This is a genomic window from Streptomyces sp. NPDC111516 (assembly GCF_055635345.1).
The window spans coordinates 16182-38195 of sequence record NZ_JBVKBV010000015.1 but is presented as its reverse complement, the minus strand read 5'-3'; the positions used below and the strand labels follow the sequence as shown (position 1 = coordinate 38195).

Sequence of the window (22014 nt, the reverse complement as noted above, 5' to 3'; positions counted from 1 at the left end):
GGACGAAGCGGCGTGGCCGGTCGGCCGATCCCACCCTTGTGCCCGTCGGCGGCGCACACACCAACCTCAGATGAATACCCGGCTCCTGCTCTCACCGGTGTCCGGCCCCTTCGCATCCCGCTGAGCCGCCGCCAGCAACCGCACCCCTTCGGCGATGTCCGGGGGAGGCAGATGCGCGTAGCCGAGCACCAGGTTCACCGTTCGGTCGGTGAAGGGCAGGGCGCCGAAGTCCCTCAGTGGCCGCAGGGCCACCCGGGCCTCGTCCGCGTGCGCCAGGAACACCGGCTCGGGTCCGTACCGTTCGGGCAGTCGGGCGATGATGTGCAGACCGGCAGCGATCCCGCTCACCTCGGTACCGGGGAAGCGCTCCGTCAACGCCGCGGTCATCGTGTCGCGGCGCTCACGGTAGGCGCGCTGGCAGCGGCGCAACTGCCGGTCGTAGCCGCCGCGCCCGATGAAGTCGGCGAGGACCGCCTGGTCGACGGCCGGATTGCCCAGATCCATCGTGCGTTTGCGGGCGACGATCTCGTCGGTCATCGTCGCCGGTGCGAGCAGCCAGCCCAGCCGTAGCCCCGGGGCCAGCGATTTGCTCACCGAACCGGTGTACGCGACATGTTCCGGGTCGAGACCCTGCAGCGAGCCGACGGGCGCGCGGTCGTAGCGGAAGTCGCCGTCGTAGTCGTCCTCCACGATCAGGCCGTCCGTGGTGCGTGCCCAGTCCAGGAGCCTGCCCCGTCGGGCGGCTGAGTAGGCGATTCCGGTGGGGAACTGGTGTGCCGGAGTCGTCACGACCGCGCGGACGCCCGAGCGTCCGAGAGCCTCGGCGGCCAGTCCCTCGTCGTCGAGCGGCAGCCGGGTGGTGGTGACGCCGGCCGATGCGAACAGCGCGGGATGCTCAGGACTGCCGGGATCCTCGACGCCGACGGTCCGTATTCCCCGCCCGTGCAGAACGAATCCGAGCAGCGTCATCGCCTGCGCCACGCCGGAGCACACCACCAGGCGCTCCGGATCGGCGACCACTCCCCGTCGCCTGGTCAGCAGGGCGGCCAGGGCTTCGCGCAGTTCGGGCAGCCCGCGTGGATCGGGGTATCCGAGTGCGCTGTGCGGCAGCCGACCGAGCACCGAACGGTAGGTCGCGGCCCACGCGCTGCGCGGAAACAGCGACAGATCCGGCGTACCTGGACGGAAGTCCACACGTGCGCCGGGCGCGCGCGGAGCGCGATCGCGCGCGGCCAGGGCGGCGGCCCGAACGGTCTCGCTCACCCATGTGCCCGCACCCCGTCCGCTGCGCAGGTACCCCTCCGCGGTGAGCTGTTCGTACGCCTCGGTGACCAGTCCTCGCGACACCCGCAGATCGGCGGCGAGCGCCCGGCTGGACGGCAGTCTCGTACCCGGAACGAGACTGCCGGAGCGCACGGCTTCGCGCAGAGCCGACTGGAGCGCGCGGCCGCGCCGACGTGCCGGGGTGGCGGCAGCCGGAAGCAGCAACTCCCAGGCAGCGGAGCCGAAATCCCCGGTCTCCTTACGGTCCGATGACGGATTGGTCCCCGAAGACGTCATGAAAGTGGACCTTAAACCGGACCGCAGGGCTGCCTAGCGTCGGCTCCATGAACGCCACTTCTTTGCGCGGGGCGCTCCTCGCAGCCTTCGCCTGCATGCTCGTGGGCGCCTCCTTCACCGCCAACAGCGTCCTCGGCCACTACCCGTACGCGGGCGGTCAGGCACTGCGGTACGGCCTCGCGGCGCTGTTGCTCCTGCCCCTCCTGGCCCGTGACGGAAAGCCCCGCCCGGCTGCCGCGCTGCGTGCCCTCACCCTGCGCGAGTGGGGACGGCTCGCGCTGCTGGCGGCCGTCGGCATGGTCGGCTTCAATCTGGCCGTCCTCGGCGCGGAACGCTCCGCGGAACCCGCCGTTCCAGGGGTGTTCGTCGGCTGCGCTCCGATCCTCGTCGCCGTTCTCGTGCCGCTGCTGGACGGGCGTCGGCCCACGCGAACGGTCCTGTACGCGGCCGTGCTCGTTGCCGCCGGAGCGTTCGCCGTCCAAGGGTGGGGCCGTACGGACCTGGCAGGCATTCTCTTCTCGGCCGGCGCACTGGCGGGCGAGGTCGGCTTCGCCGTCCTCGCCGTACCGGTGCTGCGCCCGCTGGGGCCGAAGCTGCTGTCCGCCACCGTTTGCGGAATCGCCGCCGCGGAGTCCGTGCTGCTCGGTGTACTGCTCGACGGCGGGGGCGTTCTGCGGACGCCGACACCTGGCGAGGCGATGGCGCTGCTCTGGCAGGCGGTCGTGGTCACCGTCGTCGGTTTCGTCTGCTGGTACATGGGCATGCACCGCATCGGCGCCGAACGCGCCACGCTCTTCTCCGGCCTGATCCCGGTCTCCGCCGCGCTCACCGCACCGCTCGTCGGCACCGGTTCGTACGGCATCCCGCAGGCCGGCGGCAGCCTTCTGGTCGGTCTGGGCGTGGTGCTGGGTTCGGGATGCCTGGCGGGGCGCGACGTGGCGCCGGGCGTCGATTCAGCGACTGGTGTCGAGGACGACGCGCGCCACGAGGGCCGGATCGTCGTTCATCGGAACATGGCCGCAACCGGGCAGCCGCACCAGCCGGGCGCCGGGGATGGTGTGCCTGGCCCGGATTCCCTGACGGCGCAGCAACAGCCGGTCACGGCTGCCCCAGGCGACGGTCACGGGCAGCCCCGGCACATCGTCGGTGAACGCGACACTCCGCCCGACGGCAAGCGTCTGGTGGAAACCGGTCGCCTCGCGCAGCGCGAGGGTCTCCGCGACAACGGCACCGGGTGAACGGCGCCCCGGCCGGGCGTAAATGGTACTGGTCAGGGCGGCCCGGCCAACCGCGCTGCGCGAGAGCCGTTCGATCACCGGCATGGGCATCGACAGTGCGCCCTGCCGCATCGCGCGCAGCGTCCCGGGCGCATAGCGACGCTCACCCTCCAGAAACCGGCGGGCGACAGCGCCGTCACCGATCGCACGAGTTTCTTCCGGCCCAGTTCCAGCGCCAGCAGACCGCCGAGCGAATTGCCCGCCACGTGCGGACGGTCCAGGCCGAGTTGTGCGCAGAACGCACCGAGCACCGGGACCACACTCGCCAGGTCGTACGGAACCTCCTCGGGCAGCGCCGGAGAGGTACCGAAACCGGGAAGGTCCACAGCGATCACGTCTCGTTCCGAGGTGAGGCCGGGCAGCACCGGATCCCAGGCCTGACGGTGGTGGCCAATGCCGTGGAGCAGCAGCAACGGCTCACCGGAACCGGTCCGTTCATACGCCACGGACACGCTCCGAGGGCCTTGCGGTGAGTCGACGTCGAGCGAGACCGTGGTGGCCATACTGGTGCTCCCGGGATGATCCGGCATGAACGAGCCATGCCTGAAGGTGACTTAGAGGAGCTCACAAAATGGGCGTCCGGCTCGCGACGCCTGGCACGCACGCTCGCTGCGTTGCCGAAACGCCCTAGTAGCTCCGCTACAAGGACCTTCCAGCGCCTTGCGATCGCACGCACCAGACGCCGCGAGCTGATCGGACTCCCATTTTGTGAGCTCCTCTTAGACGTCTCGTCAATAACGATCACTGTTCGGTAGCTTGCGGTTCAAGCGGGCTGGGTGATTCGTGCTGGACAGGGTGCGGCGGGTCGGCTGGGATGAAGGGGTGACGACTGACACCGCGACCCACGTCTTCGAGGAGCATCGCTCCATGCTCACCGGGGTTGCCTACCGCATGCTGGGCAGGATCGCCGACGCCGAGGATGTCGTGCAGGAGGCGTGGCTGCGCTGGTCGTCGGCATCGCGCGAGGATGTGCGGGAGCCGCGCGCCTTCCTCGTAAGGGTCACCACGCGACTGGCCATCGACCGACTGCGGCAGACGAAGTCGCGGCGCGAGGCATATGTCGGGCCGTGGCTGCCGGAGCCCGTGGTCACCGACTTCGGGCCGGCCGTGCCCGATACCGCGGAACAGGCCGTTCTCGCCGATTCCGTGTCCGTCGCCGTGCTTGTCGTCCTCGAATCGCTGTCACCTCTGGAACGGGCCGTCTTCGTTCTGCGCGAGGCCTTCGGTTTTCCGTACACGGAGATCGCCACCACGCTGGACCGGTCCGAGGCGGCGGTGCGCCAGCTCGCGGGACGTGCGCGGCGCCATGTCGAGGAGCGCAAGCCGCGCTACGACGTCGACCCGGTCCACCGCCGTGACCTTACTGAGCGGTTCCTCGCCGCGGCGGCTGGCGGCGACATCGAGGAGCTGCTGATCCTTCTCGCACCCGATGTGCGGCTCATCGGTGACAGCGGTGGCAAGTCCAAGGCGCCGCTACGGGTCATCGAGAGCGCCGGCAAGGTCGGCCGTTTCCTCTTCGCGGTCGTTCACGATCAGGTCCCGGACCTCGACATCCGGTTCCTGGAGCTCAACGGCGGGCCGGGCCTGCTGGTGCTCTCGGGCGGAAGGCCCGACTCCGTCCTCCAGGTGGATGTCAGGGACGGACTCATTCAGTGCGTATATATCGTGCGTAATCCTGACAAACTCGCCAGTCTGGCTGGGGAATAGCCGCACATTCTGGCCGCTGGACCGTGCGCTTCCAGCTGGCGCAAGCACCTCCGGTTTGTGCAGGAACCCGTCTGTCGCGCTGCCTCGAAGCCCCACGGTTGCCCGAAGCCCCACGCGGCCTGGCCGTGGGGCCTTGTGCTGCGGGCGGCGCTCGCGGCACCAAGAACATCCCGTGAACGCTCTGCGGCAGGGGTCCGTTTCGCTGCGTGACCGGAGGAGGATTGGTCTTGACCAAGGGGGTGTCCCGTCCTATGGTCTCAACGTTAAGACAGGAACCTTTAATAAATAACGTCGCGGAATAGCCGCTGGGCGATTGCGGAGGACAGGGTGGGGACCACGCAGCTGGAAACGGTGCAGGAGCCGAAGTACTGGCACCTCAAGACCGTGCTGAGTGAGGCACTCGACTCGGACTTTGCGGTGGGCGAGATCCTGCCCAACGAGCGTGAACTCGCCGCCCGGTTCGGAGTGGCCAGGGCGACGCTCCGGCAAGCTCTGGAACAGCTCGAACTCGAAGGCAGACTGCAACGCCGTCGTGGCGTCGGGACCACTGTCGCCCCGCCGCGGGTCGGGGTCGCCGTCTCCACGGCACAGCGCGAATGGGCCGACGGCGGTGCCGGCGAGGCATGGCAGCCCGTGGACTGCACGACGGCGATCGCACCAGCATCAGTGGTGGCCGTGCTCGACGTGGAAAGCGACGAGCCGGTGCACATCGTCCGCCGGATCCGGGTCGCCCACGGACAGGCGGTCGCGGCGGAACTCCTGTACGTCCCGTCGGCGTCCGTGCCCGAACTCTCCGGGATCGACGCCCCCTCCGGCCCTGCCCGGGCCCGCAGTGTCCTGCGTGAACTGCACCGGCTCGGCCTCGACGGCCAGGACCGTTCGGTGGAGCTCGGCTCGGCGCGCGTGGACGATGCCAAGGAGCTCGACCGGCTTCCCGGCGCTCCCGTTCTCGTTGTCACCACCCGCTACCTCGCGGCCGGCGGCACTGCTGCGCTCTCCGTCGCCACTTACCGGGCCGACACCTGCCGTCTCACCTTCGGCGACTCGGGTGACCTGGAGATCAGCCATCACGGCCAGGAGCGCCAGGCCTCCTGACACGGCCGGCCATGCGCGCCCGAGACGTTCACTTCGCGTGCCGCCCGTCGCACTCAGCGGCGGGCCGTCACCGTTCCCTCCACAGCGAAGAGCTGCTCCTCGACATGGTCGAGAGCGAGCCGCAGGGCGCCCGTGGCCACCGCCGCCTCGCCGAGCAGCGACAGTGTGACCCGCGGTGGCCTGAGGCAGTAGCGGGCCAGTTCACAGCGGAGAGGGTCCAGCACACCGTCCAGTCCAGCGGCCCAACCGCCGATCACCACCAGCTCAGGGTCCAGGGCCAGCACCAGCGCCGCGACATCGTGCACCAGACGCTGAATGAACCGCTCCACCGCCGCCTGCGCCCCGATATCGCCGTGCCGTGCCTCCGTGAACACGGCGGCGACCGCAGGCTCGTCCAACGGGTCCAACGGTGTGTCCGTCGTCGACAGGAGTCTCTCCGGCGTCGCCTCGCGGCCGAGTAGATGCAGCGCGCCGATCTCCCCCGCCGCACCGCCGAAACCCCGGTGCAGCCTTCCGCCGATCAGTGAACCGGCGCCCGGGCTCAGCCCGGCCAGGACGAACACGATGTCGTCCGTTTCGGTGGCCGCGCCCTTCCAGTGCTCCGCGACCGCCGCGGCATTGGCGTCGTTCTCCACGAGAACGGGGCAGCGGAAGGAGCGCCTCAGCCGCTCGCCCAGCGCCAGACCCGTCCAGTCCGGCAGTGCGGTGCCCAGCCGAACGGTCCCGTCGGCCTCCACGATGCCCGGGCTGCCGACGCCGACCGCACGCAGACTGCTCCGGGCAACACCCGTCCGCCGGAGAACATCGGCGACCACGGTTCTGACCTTGTCGAGCCGGTCGTCGGCGCAGGCCGTCTCCGACACCTCGCGTGAGCCCGCCCCGATGATCCGGCCGTCGAGCCCCGACAGCAGAGCGGAGATCCGATGCGGGCCGATCTCGATACCGAGCAGATGCCCGGCCTCGGCCCGGAACCGGAACCGGCGGGCCGGCCGCCCCTGACGCCGGGTCTCGCCGCCGTCGGGTACCGACTCGACGACCAGCCCGGCCTCGAAGAGCCCCTCCATGACGCCCTCGACCGTCGGCCGGGACAGACCGGTGATCCGGGTAAGGTCCGTGAGGGTGGGGGAGTCGGCGCCCCGGAGGGCATGCAGTACCACCGCGGAATTGATACGTCGCAGCAGCGACGGATCCCCACCGGTCAGCCGGCCCACGGTGTGTCCTCCCAGCTCGTGCGCATGTCAGGCGGATCGTACTCGCTGCCCGGGTACAGGGCGACCGTGGGCCGGAACGGACAGCGGGAGGCGGCGGCCCTCAGCCCGGAGCGACGAACCCGGACTCGTACGCAGCGATCACCGCCTGGGTGCGATCCCTCGCACCCAACTTGGCCAGTACGGCGCTGACATGGGTCTTCACCGTCTCGACACCGACCATGAGCTTGGCTGCGATCTCCGCGTTCGACAGACCGCGCGCCATCAGCCGGAGGACCGCGGCCTCCCGCTCGGTCAGTGATGCCCGGTCCATGGCCGCCCGCGCTTTGCTCGTGCCGTACTCGGCGGCGAGCTGCCGGACCGCCGCCGGGAACAGCAGCGACTCCCCCTCTGCGACCAGGCGCACTGCATGCACGATCTCGGCGGGCCGGGCACGCTTGAGGAGAAATCCGTCCGCTCCGGCACGCAGCGCCTCGTACACGTACTCGTCGTTCTCGAATGTGGTGACCACCAGGATCTTCGGTGGATCCGGCACGGTGCGCAGCACCACCCGCGTCGCCTCGATGCCGTCCATCAGCGGCATCCTGACGTCCATCGCCACCACGTCGGGGCGCAGCTGACGCAGCAACGGGATCACCGCGGCGCCGTCACCCGCCTCGCCCACCACTTCGATATCGGGCTGAGCCTCAAGCACCGCGCGCAGCCCCGCACGGACGAGGGGCTCGTCGTCGACCAGAAGAACGGTAATCGGCATCAGGTCAGCCTAGGCCGTTCAACGGAAGGCTTGCGTGCACCCTCCAATCGCCGCCGTGCGCACCTGTCTTGGCTATTCCGCCCAGCAATGCGGCCCGCTCACGGATGCCCCGCAAGCCGCTCCCGCCTCCAGGCGTACCCGCCGACCCGGTGAGCGGATTGGTCACCTCCAACTCCAGCCGGCCGTTGGTGACGCTGATCCGTACCCGGACGGGAACCGTCCCGGAGTGACGCAGCACATTGGTGAGGGACTCCTGAAGGATGCGATACCCCTCACGGGAGACCGCCCCCGGAACCTGCTCCAGCGGACCGGACACATCCGCATCGATCTTCGCCCCCGAACCACGAGCGGAGTCCAGGAGCCGGTCCGCTTCCGCGAGCGTCGGCTGCTGTCCCACCGGACCCCCCGATTCGCGCAGCACCCGCAGAACCCGCTCCAGATCGTCGAGCGCGTCCCGGCCGGTCTCCTCGATCGCGGCAAGTGCCCGCTCGGTGAACTCCGGGTCGCGAGCCGCACGTGCGGCACCCGCCTGCACGACCGCGACCGTCAACGCGTGCCCGATCGAGTCGTGCAGCTCCCGGGCGATGCGGTTGCGCTCGAGCAACTGCTCGGTGCGCTCCTCCAGGGCGGTCAGCCGCTGCACCGGCGAGGGGCCGAGGAGCCGACGAGCGGTGGCGGTGACGAGCTCGCCGCTCGCCACGACCACGGCCAGCAGCACCAGGATGGGCAGGGGCGAGAGCAGGGCGTACCACCAGTGCGGTTCCACTTCCCGGACCAGCCACTGGCCGCTCGGGCCGGTGCCCGAGGCGGTGAGGACGAGATCGACCGCGGTCGCCGACAGCCACACCGTGGCGTACCCCACGACGACGGTGAACAGCAGTCGTATCTCCAGCCACAACACGGTTCGCCAGCGATCCGACCAAGTGGTCGCAGCGCTTGCGGAAATCGTGGCGTCGGACCTGCCCCGCTCCGCAGGCGTGAGCAGGAGCTGTGCCTGAACGCCCTCGGCCAGCCGCATGCCGGGCAACAACCCCACCGGCACAGCGAAGACCATGAGTGCCCACGGCTTGTCCATGGAGATGAAGAGCCACACGCTGCAGGCCGCCCCCGGGATGAGGAGATGCAACCATCGGGAGTAGGTGGCAGAGGCGGCCAGCGGGCGGAGAAAGCGGAACATGCTGCCATCGTGTCAGCCCGTACGGGTGCGACGGCTCCCCCGAGCGAGGGAGGTGATCCCCACCCCCGGGGGAGGCCGGGAACCCGGCGCGGCCGCGAGTCTGAGGACATGACCAGCATCGACGTGCATGAGCTCACAAAGGAATACGGCAAGACCCGCGCCGTGGACAGCCTCACGTTCAGCGTGCGACCCGGTCGCGTCACCGGCTTTCTCGGGCCCAACGGTGCCGGTAAGTCCACCACCATGCGACTCGTTCTCGGTCTCGACCGGCCCACCAGCGGCACGGCCACGTTCGACGGGGAGCCCTACGCCGCCCTCGACGATCCACTGCGCCGGGTGGGCGCCCTGCTCGATGCGCAGGCCGCCCATCCTTCGCGTACCGCGCGGAATCACCTGCTGGCCCTCGCGGTCAGCAACGGCATGGGGGCGCGGAGGGTGGACGAAGTCCTGGAGGAAGCAGGCCTCGGCCAGGTCGGCGGAAAACGCATCAAGACCTTCTCGCTCGGCATGCGACAGCGGCTGGGCATAGCGGCCGCGCTGCTCGGTGACCCGGAGGTCGTGATGCTCGACGAACCGTCCAACGGACTGGATCCGGAAGGCATCATCTGGATCCGTGAGCTGATGAAGCGGCTCGCCCGAGAGGGCCGCACGGTTTTGGTCTCAAGCCATCTCATGAACGAGACATCCTCGTTCGCTGACCACTTGGTGGTCCTAGGCCGGGGCCGGCTCCTTGCCGACCTGTCGATGCAGGATTTCCTGGACTCCCGCAGCCGGCCCCGGGTGCGAGTGCGCACGACCGAATCAACTCGCCTGCGTGATGTCCTGATCCGCAAGGGATATATGCCTGCGCACGATGGCGACGGGCGTTGGACCGTCGACGGTGCCAAGGCCGGGGAGATCGGTGCGATAGCCGCCGCAGAAGGTATTGCCGTGCTTGAACTCATGGACGAGCAGGCCACGTTGGAGCAAGCCTACCTCGACCTCACCGCTGACGCGATGGACTTCGCCGCTGCGGCGACCTCGTCCACGAACCGACAGGAGGCCTGACCGTGTCGACCACAGCAGTGCTGCGCTCTGAGTGGATCAAGATCAGATCGGTGCGTTCCGTCACCGGATCCCTGATAGCGGTCCTTCTCGTGACGCTCGCCATCACCGTGCTCGCATTCGCCAGCGTCGGCCAGTCCGAGGCCGACAACGCTGACACAGAGCTGCTCTTCGGCGCGTTTTACGCATTGAACTTCGGCCAGATCGCGGCCATCAGCTTCGGGGCGACAGCGATCTCGTCCGAGTACCTCAACGGCGCTTTGCGGATATCACTCGCAGCCGTGCCGCGCCGTAGCGTCTTCTACGCGGCCAAGATGGCCCTCGTCGGTGTGCCGGCTCTCGTCGTCGGCCTTGTCACCAGCTTCAGCGCCTTTCTGGTGGGACAGACGTTCATGGGCAAGTACGCGATCGGCCTGGGGGAGCCGGGTGCCCTGCGGGCAGCCTTTGGTGGTGGGATATATCTGGCCCTGATGGCTCTGTTCGCCGCCGGATTGACGATACTGCTGCGGAGCGCTGTGGCTGTCCTCAGCCTTCTCATCCCGTTCATTCTCATCGTCTCCTTCGTGGTCGGAGATGTCGCGGGTGGGGCGGCGCAGTATCTGCCCGACCGGGCAGGACAGTTGGTGCTCCACCAGAACCCCACCGGCAGCCTCGGACCGTGGAGCGGCCTCGCCGTGACTGCCGCGTGGGCAGCGGCCGCACTGCTGGCGGGCTGGTGGGCGATCCGGCGCAGAGACGCATAGTCGGTTGTCGCGGCAGGCATATGCTGTGAGTGGGCCCGGAACCCGCTGTCCGTGACGGCCCCGCCGCGCCCCGGGGTCGCAGCCCCATGTGGCCATCGGTGTCGAATCCTTGTGGAGTTGCCGAGGCTGTCAGGCTTCTTCGGTGGTGAGGGTGTCGTGCTCGACGGAGGCGCGAAGACGCCCGTACTCCTCCGCCATCGTCTGAGCGGTCCAGTGGGCATTCAGGCCGCTGGGGTTGGGCAGGGCCCAGACGCGGGCGCCGCCGATCGTGTGGTCCTGTGGACCGATTCGGGCGGTCCGCCTGCCGAAGGCTGTGCGGTACGCGGTGACCCCCACGACGGCCAGCCACTGCGGTCGCAGCTGCCCGGCCTTGGCTGCGAGGATCTGTCCGCCTTCCCGGAACTCCTCGGTGGACAGCTCGTCCGCCCGTGCGGTGGCCCGGGCCACCACATTGGTGATGCCCAGGCCGTAACGCAGCAGCTCGGTCTGTTCCGCCGGCTTCAGCTGCCGAGGGGTGAAGCCCGATCGATGGAGTACCGGCCAGAAGCGGTTGGCGGGATGGGCGAAGTGGTGGCCCGTCGCCCCTGTCATCAGGCTCGGATTGATCCCGCAGAACAGCACACGCAGGCCGCCCGCGACCACATCGGGAACGGTGCGGTCGCGGGCGGCCTGGAGCTCTTCGGGTGTCATCCGGGTGTGGTGGCGGCCGTCAGAGGATGGAGCCCGGCGTGTAACCCGCGGCTTCGGGATGCTGCTTGGTGATCTCTTCGATGCGCGAGATCAGCGCGCTGACCTGGTCGCCCGCCGCCCCCGTGAAGGAGAGCTTGTCGGCCATCAGTGCGTTCAGCTGTGCGCGGTCCAGCGGGATGCGATCGTCGGCGGCCAGCTTGTCGAGCAGTTCGTTGCGCTCAGCACCCTGCTCGCGCATGGCAAGGGCCGAGGCGACCGCGTTCTCCTTGATCGCCTCGTGGGCGACCTCACGGCCGACACCGGCGCGCACCGCACCCATCAGGACCTTGGTCGTGGCGAGGAACGGCAGATAGCGGTCGAGTTCACGGGCGACAACGGCCGGGAACGCACCGAACTCGTCGAGCACCGTCAAGAAGGTCTCCAGCAGACCATCGAATGCGAAGAACGCGTCGGGGAGCGCCACGCGGCGGACCACGGAGCAGGACACATCGCCCTCGTTCCACTGGTCGCCCGCCAGTTCACCGGTCATCGACGCGTAGCCGCGCAGGATCACCATCAGGCCGTTGACGCGCTCGCACGAGCGGGTGTTCATCTTGTGCGGCATCGCGGACGAGCCGACCTGGCCCGGCTTGAAGCCCTCGGTCACCAGTTCGTGCCCGGCCATCAGACGGATCGTCTTCGCGACCGACGAGGGCGCCGCGGCCAGCTGTACGAGCGCGGTCACCACGTCGTAGTCGAGTGAGCGGGGGTAGACCTGGCCGACCGACGTGAAGGCCTGGGCGAATCCCAGGTGCGCGGCGATGCGCTGCTCGAGGTCGGCGAGCTTTCCGGCGTCGCCGCCCAGCAGGTCGAGCATGTCCTGGGCCGTGCCCACGGGCCCCTTGATGCCCCGCAGCGGGTAGCGGTCCAACAAGTCCTCAAGCCGTCCGAAGGCCACCAGGAGCTCGTCCGCCGCGGTAGCGAAACGCTTGCCGAGCGTGGTCGCCTGGGCGGCGACGTTGTGGGAGCGGCCGGCCATGACCAGCTCGCGGTACTCACCCGACAGCTTGCCGAGCCGAGCCAGGACCGCCACCGTGCGGTCGCGCATCAGCTCCAGGGAGAGCCGGATCTGAAGCTGTTCGACGTTCTCGGTGAGGTCCCGGGAGGTCATTCCCTTGTGGACCTGCTCGTGGCCGGCGAGGGCGTTGAACTCCTCGATCCTCGCCTTGACGTCGTGGCGGGTGACCTTTTCACGCTCGGCGATCGAGGCAAGGTCGACCTGGTCGATGACACGTTCGTAATCGGTGAGGGCGGCGTCCGGCACCTCGATCCCGAGGTCCTTCTGAGCGCGCAGCACCGCCAGCCACAGCCGGCGTTCCAGCTTCACCTTCTGCTCGGGGGACCAGAGGACGGCCAGCTCCGTGGAGGCGTAGCGGCCGGCCAGGACATTGGGGATGCGAGGCTTCGCAGACACAGCAGTCACGTGTCCAGATTCTACTGGCGGTTTGTGCAGGCCAGCGCCGCGGTCCGGATTGTGGGTTGCTACGAGAGCGGAGGCGCGTCCACCTGGCGCCAGGTCGCCACGGGGCCGGGGTCGCGGACATCCTCGGGGGTGACCCAGAATGCCCTCCCCAGTTCCGCGCTGTACTGCGCGCCTGTCCGCCCGTCCCCGGACGAGCGGCCGGTCAGACGGCGGCCGATCCACGGCATCAGGTGCCGGCGGGCGAAGCGGAGGTCTTCGGCGCGTCGTATCGCCCATCCCGGGGGCACGGAGATCGGGAGCGGCCTCCGCCAGTCACTTTCGGGCGGCAGCCCCAGCGTCTGCCAAACCGCCTCCGCCACCCTGTGGTGCCCGTCGGCCGTCAGATGGAGCCGGTCGACGTCCCACAGCCGGGGATCGCCCAGGGCCGGTGCCCCGTACAGATCGACGACCAATGCACCGTGGCGGACCGCCAACTCGTCGACCAGGGAGAACAACTCCTCCATCCGCGGCCGGAAGCGTTCCATCACCGGGCCGCTGCGACCGGGGCTGCGCATCAGCACAAGCTTCTGGCACGAGGGCGCGAGACGTTCCACGGCCTCCTCGAGCCGTCCGCGGACCATGCCCATGTCGCACTTGGGTCGCAGGGTGTCGTTGAGACCGCCGACGAGCGTGACGACATCCGCCCGCATGGCGGCCGCCGCATCGACCTGCTCGTCGACGATCTGGCCGATCAGCTTGCCCCTCACTGCGAGATTCGCGTAGCGGAATCCCGGCGTACGGACCGCGAGCCGTCCAGCGAGGACATCGGCCCAGCCCCGGTACGAGCCGTCGGGCAGCAGGTCCGACATGCCCTCGGTGAACGAGTCGCCGACCGCGACAAGACTGGTGTACGAGGCATTCACTTTCATGACGGTGCGATCGTATCGCGGTGCCTACGAACCGTTTCCGGGCGGTGAGAGGGAGTGAGTCCTGTCTCACCGGTACGCTCCGAACGGTCTTGGGCGCACTGGTCCTCCGCTTTCGCGGCCTGGTCGGCGACGCATATCCCGGATGCGGTCCGTCCCGGGCGGGCGGAATCCCTACGACCCGGCCATGTGGGTGTGGCCAGAGGCGACGGGGAGGCCCCGAACCATCACGCTGGTGATACGAGGCCCGACTTCTGACGCCACACCCGGCGTCCCAGATCGCGTCACACACATGACGCAGCCCCGCCAGGCACACCCACAGACCGAAACACCAATCACTCGATCGTGCCTGTGTTCGCTAAAACAAGGTGTTGGCCCAGCGGTTGTGAACCCTTCCGAGCGACGTCGGCCTGGCACGAGGCGTGGCAGTGGCCTGCGAGCGGCCGCGTTCTCATCCGCTCAGGGGAGGCCGCAGGACGAACACAGGACGAACCCGGCGTTGGCGAGCCCGCGCGGAGCCCGTCCGGCTCGCCCCCACCGCCCCCGCTCACCGGTCAGCGTGCCTGCGGTCGGCCCACCAGTTCCCGCAGCACGTCCTCCATCGTGACCAGTCCGGCCAGTCGACCGTCCTCGTCGAGCACCGCCGCCAGGTGCGTACGGCTGCGCCGCAGCGCGGTCAGTACGTCGTCGAGCGGCGTGGCGGCCCGCACCCGGGCGATCGGCCGCATCGCCGGGACCGGGAACGGCACATCGCGCGGTGTGGCGTCCAAGGCGTCCTTCACATGGAGATAGCCCAGGATCCGCTCCTCGCTGTCCATCACCGGAAAGCGCGAGAATCCGGTCTCGTACGAGAGCTGTTCCAACTGCTCCGGCGTCGTTCCGATGCGGGCGTACACCACCCGCTCCACCGGCAGCACCACATCCCGCACGGGGCGTCGGCCCAGCTCAAGAGCGTGGTGCAGCCGTTCGGCCGCGCGGTCGTCGACCAGCCCCGCGTCCCCTGCGTCCTTCACCAGCCGGGCCAGTTCGTCGTCTGAGAACGTGGCGGACACCTCATCCTTCGTTTCGACCCGCAACAGTTTCAGCAGCGCGTTGGCGAAGGCGTTGATCGCGAAGATCACCGGACGCAGCGCCCTAGCGAGAGTCACCAGCGGCGGTCCGAGCAGCAGCGCGGCCCGTACCGGCTCGGCCAGCGCGATGTTCTTCGGCACCATTTCGCCGAGCAGCATGTGCAGATACGTCGCCAAGGACAGTGCGATCACGAATGAGATCGGGTGGATCAGTCCGTGCGGCATACCCACCGCGTCGAAGACGGGCTCCAGCAGATGTGCGATGGCCGGTTCGGCGACGATGCCGAGGACCAGCGTGCAGAGAGTGATGCCCAGCTGCGCCGCCGCGAGCAGCGCCGATACATGTTCGAGGCCCCAGACGACGCTGCGCGCCCGCCGGTTCCCGGCCTCGGCCTCGGGTTCGACCTGGCTGCGGCGTACCGAGATCAGCGAGAACTCCGCGCCGACGAAGAAGGCGTTGACGACCAGGGTCATCGCTCCGATGAAGAGCTGGACGGCGATCATCGTGCGTACTCCGTCCGGTCGTCGCAGTCGCCGGGCAGCGGCGCGTGCAGCAGGGCTCGTGCGGCACGGCGCCCGGAGGCGTCCACCACATCGACCCGCCAGCCGGCCAGCTCGAACGAATCACCCACGGCAGGTATGCGGCCGACCTCGGTGGCGACGAGTCCGGCGAGCGTCTCGTACGGTCCGTCCGGCACCCGCAGCCCGATCCTTTTCAGCTGGTCGATGCGGGCGGCGCCGTCGGCCGACCACAGGGTCCGACCGTCGGCGTCCTCGCCGGCCGGTGCCAGGTCGGGTGTCTCGTGCGGGTCGTGCTCGTCGCGCACCTCGCCGACCACCTCCTCGACGATGTCCTCCAGAGTCACGACGCCGGCCGTGCCGCCGTACTCGTCGATGACGACGGCCATGGTGAGCCTGCCGGACAGCCGGTCCAGGAGCCGGTCCACGGTGAGGGTCTCCGGTACGAGCAGAGGTTCGCGCAGCATCTCCGAGACGCGGGTCCGGGGCCGCTGCTCGGCCGGGACGGCCAGCACGTCCTTGATGTGCGCCACCCCGACGACGGTGTCGAGGCTGCCGCGGTAGACGGGGAAGCGGGACAGGCCGGTCGCCCGGGTGGCGTTCGCGACGTCCTCGGCGGTCGCCTGCACCTCCAGCGCGGTGACCTGCACCCGCGGCGTCATGACGTTCTCGGCCGTCAGCTCCGCCAGGTTGAGCGTACGGACGAACAGCTCCGCGGTGTCCGCCTCCAGTGCGCCTGCCTTCGCCGAGTGCCGGGCCAGCGCCACCAGCTCCTGCGGGCTGCGCGCGGAGGCCAGCTCCTCGGCGGGCTCCAGGCCGAATCGGCGCACGATCCGGTTGGCGGTGTTGTTGAGGTGGCTGATGAACGGCCGGAATACGGCGGTGAAGGCCCGTTGCGGGGTCGCCACGGCCTTCGCCATGGCGAGCGGGGAGGAGATGGCCCAGTTCTTCGGGACGAGTTCGCCGACGACCATCAGGAACACGGTGGACAGGGCAGTTCCCAGGACGAGGGCGACGGAGGACGCCACGCTCGGGGACAGACCCACGGCCTCCACCGGACCGCGGATCAGCTTCGCGATGGACGGTTCGGAGAGCATGCCGACCACCAGATTGGTGACGGTGATGCCGAGCTGTGCGCCGGAGAGCTGGAAGGTGAGGCTGCGCACGGCCTTCATCGCGCTCGCCGCGCCGCGCTCACCCCGCTCCACGGCCCGTTCGAGCTGGCCGCGCTCGACGGTCGTCAGAGAGAATTCGGCCGCGACGAAGGCGCCGCAGGCGAGCGAGAGCAACACCGCCACGAGCAGCAGAAGCACTTCGGTCATCGGTTCACCTCCGTCCCATGATCGGGCAGAGGCGGGTGGATCGCTCGGTGCCGGAGCTGTCGACTACTGGGGGGCTCGCCCATGGGCGGACGCTCACACCTTTCGGAAGGATCGGTCAGGATTCCACCCATCGTAAAGGATCGGCAAAGAGGGTTGCTCTTTTCGGGTGATCACCACTTCAGTCCGTGAGGGGCTTCACCCAACGGCTCCACTGCGGTTCGGGCCCATAGCCCGCGGCGCGCCAGGCGTGCTGCGCAAGTTCATTGCGGTCGAGCACCATCGCGTCGCCACGTCGCCCGCCCAGCCGCACAAAGCGTTCCTCCGCGGCGGCGAGCAGTGCGCTGCCGACACCTCGGCGCCGTCGGTCGGGATGGACCGCGAGCCGGTACAGATGGCACCGCCAGCCGTCGAACCCGGCGATCACCGTTCCGGCGAGTACGCCGTCGGACTCGGCAAGGATCAGCGCCTGCAGATCACGGCCGACGAGCCGCTCGACCCCGTCCCGGTCGTCGCTGATGCTGGTTCCCTCGGCCGCCACCTTCCAGAAGGCGAGGACGGAGTCGAGGTCGGCAGGTGTCGCGGCCCGTACGACGAGATCGTGCATGTCGGCATCGAGGTTGGTCATGCCGGGATCCCATCACCGGGACGGCGGGAGCGACGAACGAATTCCACCATGTGGTCACGGACGGCCGGGCCGGGACGCACGACCGCGCAGTCATGGCCGACCGGTGCAGTCGACGGCGACCGGTGCGGTCACGCACGAACGGTGTACGGGGCACCGTAAGGCTCCTCTTGCTGGTGCTAGCACGCCCGCGCTAGCGTGTTGCTGTGCCCAAGACTCAGCTGAATGTGAGAGTGGACGAGGCCACCGCCGAGGCCGCGCGACAGCGCGCGCTACAGAGGGGGATGAGCGTGAACCGCTACATAGAGGAACTCGTGAAGCAGGACGCGGGCGAGGCCGGACACACCTTTGTCGAAGCTGCGGCCGACTTCATGAAGCAGTACGAGTCGGTGTTCGCCGAGGAGTTCGGCCCGGAGTGCAAAGGCACGCGTTGAATCTCCAGATCGACCTTTCCTGGCTGCTCATGGTGGCCGAGCACAAGACCCCCGGCGATCCGCAGGTCGTCGACTGGGGTGCGCTCGTGGCCGCGGTGGCCCGCCACGAGGCCGAGATCTTCGGCAGCCCTGTCTACAGCGACCCGCACTCCAGGGCCGCGGCCCTTCTGCAGTTGCTGCTCCATGTCCCCGCGCTCGAACACTCCAACGCGATGTTCTCCTCCGCTGTCGCGTACGGCTATCTCGTCGCCTCCGGGCTGAAGGTCATCACCTCGCCCGAGCAGGTGCGTGACCTGGCCCGACTGGTGAAGGAGGGCAAGGCGGACGTCCGGGCCATCGCCGACGAACTGCGCCAGTGGAGTCTGTGAGGTCTCCGGCCGGCGGGACGTTTCCGGCGCGCGGGGTGGACTGCTCGGCAGTGAACCGACGGGTCAGTCCACCACGGCCGGCCGCCGGGCCACGCCCAGCACGCAGTCGGACGTGGGCAGCCGGATTCCCCAGTCCGGCATCCTGACCCGCCGGTAGGTCTCCACCGTGAACCCGGCACTCTCGATGGCGGCCAGGGTGTCGCGCGCCGTGTGACACCCGCCCGTCAGCAGCGGCCAGACCGTACGGTCCAGTGCCCGCTGGGTTGCTGCCATCACCCGGTCATCGGCTCGCACATGCTCGAAGAAGCGCAGCTCGGCGCCGGGCCGCAGCACCCGCACGATCTCCGTGAGCGATCGCTCCACATTCTGTACGGTGCACAACACCAGCGAGGTGACCGCCCCGTCGAACGCCTCGCTCTTCACCGGCAGGGCCTCCGCCGTGCCCGGCACCACATCCACCGGAATTCCGGCACGCAATGCCGACGCCACCGCCAACTGCCGCAGGCCGCGCTCGGGTTCGATGGCCACCACCTCCGATACCGCGGGCGGGTAGTGCGCGAAGTTCAGGCCGTTGCCCGCACCAATGTCGATGACCCGGCCGGACAGACCGGCCAACAGCTCCGAGCGCACCGTGGCCAGCCCCGCCCCGGTCTCCGCCGCCACGCTCATCCGGGCGTAGATCCGGGCGAAGACGGGATGGTGCACCGCGTCCTCCGGGATTTTCGTGCTGCGAAGACGCATGACGCGCATGGCGGACCTCCTCGACACGGCACTCGACCCGCAAGGTACGGCTACTTCGATTCTCCCCCGTCATGCACGGCTCAGTCGCTCATCCGGGGGCCGGTTCCCGCCCAGCTCCGCAGCCAGCCAACTCCCGGCCCGCGCACGGAAAACGGTCGGTTCCAGCGCCCCCGCACCGGCCGGCACCGCGCCCAGCAGCGGGGCACCCGCCGCCACCGGAAGATCCGACAGATTGCAGCGCGCCGCGAGGTCCGGCTCGGTGGGCATGCTGCCCACCACCACACCGAGGCACTCCAGCCCTCGGGTCCGCAGGGCCTCCGAGGTCAGTGCGGTGACATTGAGCGTGCCCAGTCCCGCCTGCGTCACGACCAGAACCGGTGCGGTCAGCAGCCGGGCCGCGTCGGCGAGGGTCGCTCCGCCGTCGTCGAACCGCACGAGCAGTCCGCCCGCACCCTCGACCAGCACCAGATCGTGTTCGGCCGCCAGCTTCTCGGCCGCCTCGGCGATCTCGTACGGCCGTACCGGTGGGAGACCGGCCCTGCGGGCGGCCGTGGCCGGGGCCAACGGCTCGGGGAACCGGGCCAGTTCAACGGCGGTCACATGGCCGCCCGCCAGCCGTACGACCTCGGCGGCATCCCCGGGCTCGCCGGGGGCCAGCCCTGTCTGCGCGGGCTTGAGCACCGCGACGCGGCGATCCCGGTACGCGGCCGCCACGGCCGCGGTCACCACCGTCTTGCCGATCTCCGTGCCCGTACCCGTCACCATCAGAACCGTCATCTCAGCCCTCCCGCGCAGCCGCGGACACCGCGCGGCAGATCCGCGCCACGTCGTCGTCATCGGTCACATACGGCGGCATCGTGTAGACGAGATCGCGGAACGGCCGCAGCCACACACCCTCGCGTACCGCTGCCCGGGTCGCGGCCGCCATGTCCACCTCGTGATCGAGTTGTACGACGCCGATCGCGCCCAGCACCCGCACCTCCCGCACGCCGGGCAGCTCTGCCGCCGGGGCGAGACCTTCCCGCAGCCCCGTACCGATCCGCCGGACCTCCCGCTCCCAGTCCTGGCCGAGCAGCAGGTCGATGGAGGCGCACGCCACCGCGGAGGCGAGCGGATTACCCATGAACGTCGGTCCGTGTGCCAGCACCGGCACGTCGCCGCGCGAGATACCCTCCGCCACGCGAGAGGTGCACAGCGTCGCCGCCATCGTCAGATAGCCGCCGGTCAGTGCCTTGCCCACGCACATGACATCGGGCGAGACCCCCGTGTGCCCGGCGGCGAACAGCTTCCCCGTACGGCCGAACCCCGTGGCGATCTCGTCGAACACCAGCAACACGTCATACGCGTCGCACGCCTCGCGCAGCACCCGCAGATAGGCGGGGGAGTGGAACCGCATACCGCCCGCGCCCTGCACCACCGGCTCCACGATCACCGCGGCCAGCCGGTCGGCGTGCTCCGCGATCAGTTCCCGCAGATGACGGGCGTAGGCCGCATCCGGCTCCGCGTCGAAACCGGACGGTGGCTCGTCCGCGAAGATCTGCCGGGGCAGCACGCCCGACCACAGCTCGTGCATGCCGCCCTCGGGGTCGCACACCGACATGGGCTGCCAGGTGTCCCCGTGGTAGCCGCCGCGCCAGGTCAGCAGCCGCTGCTTGGCCGGTCGCCCGGCCGAGCGCCAGTACTGCAGACACATCTTCACCGCGACCTCGACCGACACCGAACCCGAGTCGGCGAGGAAGACATGCCGCAGCGGCTCGGGGGTGATCTCGACCAGCCGGGTGGCCAGCCGCACGGCGGGCTCATGGGTGAGCCCGCCGAACATCACATGGCTCATCCGGTCCAGCTGGCCGCGTGCCGCCTCGTTGAGCACCGGGTGGTTGTAGCCGTGCACCGCCGACCACCACGACGACATGCCGTCGACCAGCTCGTGCTGTCCGTGGGCCGGTTCGGCGAGCCGGAGCCGTACTCCGGACGCGGACTCCACGACCAGCGGCTCCTGACGTCCCGGCATGGGGCCGTACGGATGCCAGACGTGGGCCCGGTCCAGGGACCGCAGCTCGGCCGGGGCGAGGGCCTCAGGCATTGGGGGCGAGGTCCGTGCCCGCACCGCGACGGCGTACCGACACCAGGTCCGTGCGCGCTGCCGGGACCTCGCCGGGCTCGGCCACGGCATCCCGGGGCGCGTCGCCGCACGGCGCGCACCCGCCGTCGTGCGAACCGCAGCCGCCACCCGTCGGCGCACGGTGCGCGGGCAGCGTCGTCGTCCCCGCTCCCTCCACCTCGAAACCGGCGTCCGCGATCATGTCCAGATCCGCCTGCCCCGCCTGCCCCTCACTGGTCAGGTAATCACCCAGGAAGATCGAGTTGACCAGGTGCAGAGCGAGCGGCTGCATCGAGCGCAGATGCACCTCGCGTCCGCCCGCGAGCCGGACCTCCGCATCCGGGCAGACGAACCGGACCATCGCCAGAATGCGCAGGCACCGCTGGGGGGTGAGGTTCCACTCCTTGGCCAGCGGGGTTCCCTCGAACGGGATCAGGAAGTTCACCGGCACCGAGTCCGGGTCCAGCTCCCGCAGCGAGAAGACGACATCCACCAGATCGGCGTCGCTCTCGCCCATCCCGGCGATCAGCCCGGAGCACGCCGAGAGTCCGGCGGCCTGCGCCTGCTGCACGGTCTCCACCCGGTCCGCGTAGGTGTGGGTGGTGGTGATGTCCCCGTACGTCCCCTCGGACGTGTTGAGGTTGTGGTTGTACGCGTCGGCGCCCGCCGAACGCAGCCGGTCGGCCTGCCCGTCGGAGAGCAGACCGAGACAGGCGCACACCTCGACGCCCTCGTGCTGATCCTTGATCGCCTCGATGGTCTCCGACACCCGGTCGACATCACGGTCCGTCGGTCCGCGACCGCTCGCCACCAGACACACCCGCTTGGCGCCACCTGCCACCCCGGCCGCGGCGGCCTTCGACGCCTCATCCGGTTTCAGCCAGGTGTACTTGAGGATCTCGGCCTTCGAACCGAGCCGCTGCGAGCAGTACGAGCAGTCCTCGGGGCAGAGCCCGGACTTGAGATTGACCAGATAGTTCAGTTTCACGCGCCGCCCGAACCACTGACGGCGCACCCTTCCGGCTGCGGCCACCACGTCGAGCAGATCGTCGTCCGAGGTCGCCAGTACGGCGAGTGCTTCTTCGCGGGTCGGCAGCTCGCGCCGCAGCCCCTTGTCCACCAGCGTGTTCAGGAGGTCCATGACGTTGATCCTGGCCTACGGCACGGCCCGCAGCCAAGGAGGAACCGGACAACAGAGCCCGCCGAGGGTGTGTG

General features: G+C 69.5%; 22 protein-coding genes. 7 read left to right on the top strand and 15 right to left on the bottom strand.

The genetic code is table 11. The annotated features are described in order from the left end of the window. Window positions 1-66 precede the first annotated feature (66 nt). Entirely contained in the window at window positions 67-1560 is a 1494-nt protein-coding gene (gene pdxR / locus ACZ7L9_RS25280) for a MocR-like pyridoxine biosynthesis transcription factor PdxR (protein ID WP_471418416.1), read from the bottom strand. A gap of 47 nt (window positions 1561-1607) precedes the next feature. Between pdxR and ACZ7L9_RS25275 the strand changes: the two genes are divergently transcribed. Beyond that, window positions 1608-2798 (top strand): DMT family transporter, encoded by a 1191-nt coding sequence (locus ACZ7L9_RS25275; protein ID WP_471418413.1) that lies wholly within the window; start codon window positions 1608-1610, stop codon window positions 2796-2798. A gap of 74 nt (window positions 2799-2872) precedes the next feature. Here ACZ7L9_RS25275 and ACZ7L9_RS25270 read toward each other — a convergent pair whose 3' ends face one another. Continuing rightward, the gene (locus ACZ7L9_RS25270) at window positions 2873-3340 is read right to left on the bottom strand and encodes an alpha/beta fold hydrolase (RefSeq protein ID WP_471418411.1); all 468 of its coding nucleotides are present in this window, start codon (window positions 3338-3340) and stop codon (window positions 2873-2875) included. A gap of 319 nt (window positions 3341-3659) precedes the next feature. Here ACZ7L9_RS25270 and ACZ7L9_RS25265 point away from each other — a divergent pair, with 319 nt between their 5' ends. Continuing rightward, window positions 3660-4544: an RNA polymerase sigma-70 factor gene (locus ACZ7L9_RS25265; RefSeq protein WP_471418409.1), complete on the top strand. Its 885-nt coding sequence runs from the start codon at window positions 3660-3662 to the stop codon at window positions 4542-4544. Window positions 4545-4871: 327 nt separating this feature from the next. Beyond that, window positions 4872-5639, top strand: coding sequence for a GntR family transcriptional regulator (locus ACZ7L9_RS25260; RefSeq protein WP_471418407.1), 768 nt, complete (start codon window positions 4872-4874; stop codon window positions 5637-5639). Between the two features lie 53 nt (window positions 5640-5692). On the opposite strand, the gene ACZ7L9_RS25255 is transcribed toward ACZ7L9_RS25260, so the two are convergent. The 3 genes from ACZ7L9_RS25255 to ACZ7L9_RS25245 form a co-directional block, all read right to left on the bottom strand. Then, window positions 5693-6850, bottom strand: a complete 1158-nt coding sequence (locus tag ACZ7L9_RS25255; protein ID WP_471418404.1) for an ROK family protein — start codon at window positions 6848-6850, stop codon at window positions 5693-5695. Between the two features lie 100 nt (window positions 6851-6950). Next, a complete protein-coding gene (locus ACZ7L9_RS25250) occupies window positions 6951-7601 on the bottom strand; it encodes a response regulator transcription factor (protein ID WP_471418402.1) in 651 nt (216 codons plus the stop codon). Between the two features lie 4 nt (window positions 7602-7605). Beyond that, window positions 7606-8778 (bottom strand): sensor histidine kinase, encoded by a 1173-nt coding sequence (locus ACZ7L9_RS25245; protein WP_471418400.1) that lies wholly within the window; start codon window positions 8776-8778, stop codon window positions 7606-7608. A gap of 108 nt (window positions 8779-8886) precedes the next feature. Between ACZ7L9_RS25245 and ACZ7L9_RS25240 the strand changes: the two genes are divergently transcribed. Continuing rightward, complete coding sequence (locus ACZ7L9_RS25240; RefSeq protein WP_471418398.1) at window positions 8887-9825, top strand: ABC transporter ATP-binding protein; 939 nt, start codon at window positions 8887-8889, stop codon at window positions 9823-9825. Then, complete coding sequence (locus tag ACZ7L9_RS25235; protein ID WP_471418689.1) at window positions 9822-10565, top strand: ABC transporter permease; 744 nt, start codon at window positions 9822-9824, stop codon at window positions 10563-10565. The genes ACZ7L9_RS25240 and ACZ7L9_RS25235 overlap by 4 nt, the downstream gene beginning before the upstream one ends. A 129-nt stretch (window positions 10566-10694) precedes the next feature. On the opposite strand, the gene mug is transcribed toward ACZ7L9_RS25235, so the two are convergent. The 6 genes from mug to ACZ7L9_RS25205 form a co-directional block, all read right to left on the bottom strand. Beyond that, window positions 10695-11255 carry a G/U mismatch-specific DNA glycosylase gene (mug, locus tag ACZ7L9_RS25230; protein ID WP_471418395.1) on the bottom strand — a complete coding sequence of 187 codons (561 nt, stop codon included), beginning with the start codon at window positions 11253-11255 and terminating at the stop codon, window positions 10695-10697. Window positions 11256-11274: 19 nt separating this feature from the next. Beyond that, on the bottom strand, window positions 11275-12717 hold the full coding sequence (gene purB, locus ACZ7L9_RS25225) for an adenylosuccinate lyase (RefSeq protein ID WP_471418393.1): 1443 nt from the start codon (window positions 12715-12717) through the stop codon (window positions 11275-11277). Between the two features lie 59 nt (window positions 12718-12776). After that, complete coding sequence (locus ACZ7L9_RS25220) at window positions 12777-13625, bottom strand: SGNH/GDSL hydrolase family protein (RefSeq protein WP_471418391.1); 849 nt, start codon at window positions 13623-13625, stop codon at window positions 12777-12779. Window positions 13626-14176: 551 nt separating this feature from the next. Beyond that, window positions 14177-15196, bottom strand: a complete 1020-nt coding sequence (locus ACZ7L9_RS25215) for a hemolysin family protein (RefSeq protein WP_471418388.1) — start codon at window positions 15194-15196, stop codon at window positions 14177-14179. Then, window positions 15193-16533 (bottom strand): hemolysin family protein, encoded by a 1341-nt coding sequence (locus ACZ7L9_RS25210; RefSeq protein WP_471418386.1) that lies wholly within the window; start codon window positions 16531-16533, stop codon window positions 15193-15195. Before ACZ7L9_RS25210 ends, ACZ7L9_RS25215 begins: the two co-directional genes overlap by 4 nt. A gap of 178 nt (window positions 16534-16711) precedes the next feature. Beyond that, window positions 16712-17137 carry a GNAT family N-acetyltransferase gene (locus ACZ7L9_RS25205; protein WP_471418687.1) on the bottom strand — a complete coding sequence of 142 codons (426 nt, stop codon included), beginning with the start codon at window positions 17135-17137 and terminating at the stop codon, window positions 16712-16714. A gap of 224 nt (window positions 17138-17361) precedes the next feature. Here ACZ7L9_RS25205 and ACZ7L9_RS25200 point away from each other — a divergent pair, with 224 nt between their 5' ends. Both ACZ7L9_RS25200 and ACZ7L9_RS25195 read left to right on the top strand, forming a co-directional pair. Then, entirely contained in the window at window positions 17362-17589 is a 228-nt protein-coding gene (locus ACZ7L9_RS25200) for an antitoxin (RefSeq protein ID WP_471418384.1), read from the top strand. After that, window positions 17586-17957 carry a fic family toxin-antitoxin system, toxin component gene (locus ACZ7L9_RS25195; RefSeq protein WP_093551070.1) on the top strand — a complete coding sequence of 124 codons (372 nt, stop codon included), beginning with the start codon at window positions 17586-17588 and terminating at the stop codon, window positions 17955-17957. The genes ACZ7L9_RS25200 and ACZ7L9_RS25195 overlap by 4 nt, the downstream gene beginning before the upstream one ends. Before the next feature lie 63 nt (window positions 17958-18020). Here ACZ7L9_RS25195 and ACZ7L9_RS25190 read toward each other — a convergent pair whose 3' ends face one another. The 4 genes from ACZ7L9_RS25190 to bioB form a co-directional block, all read right to left on the bottom strand. After that, window positions 18021-18698, bottom strand: a complete 678-nt coding sequence (locus ACZ7L9_RS25190) for a class I SAM-dependent methyltransferase (RefSeq protein ID WP_471418684.1) — start codon at window positions 18696-18698, stop codon at window positions 18021-18023. 69 nt (window positions 18699-18767) lie between these two features. After that, window positions 18768-19475, bottom strand: coding sequence for a dethiobiotin synthase (gene bioD / locus ACZ7L9_RS25185; RefSeq protein ID WP_471418381.1), 708 nt, complete (start codon window positions 19473-19475; stop codon window positions 18768-18770). A 1-nt stretch (window position 19476) separates the two neighbouring features. Further along, window positions 19477-20781: an adenosylmethionine--8-amino-7-oxononanoate transaminase gene (locus tag ACZ7L9_RS25180; RefSeq protein WP_471418379.1), complete on the bottom strand. Its 1305-nt coding sequence runs from the start codon at window positions 20779-20781 to the stop codon at window positions 19477-19479. Next, a complete protein-coding gene (bioB, locus tag ACZ7L9_RS25175; RefSeq protein ID WP_471418377.1) occupies window positions 20774-21940 on the bottom strand; it encodes a biotin synthase BioB in 1167 nt (388 codons plus the stop codon). Before bioB ends, ACZ7L9_RS25180 begins: the two co-directional genes overlap by 8 nt. Window positions 21941-22014 lie beyond the last annotated feature (74 nt).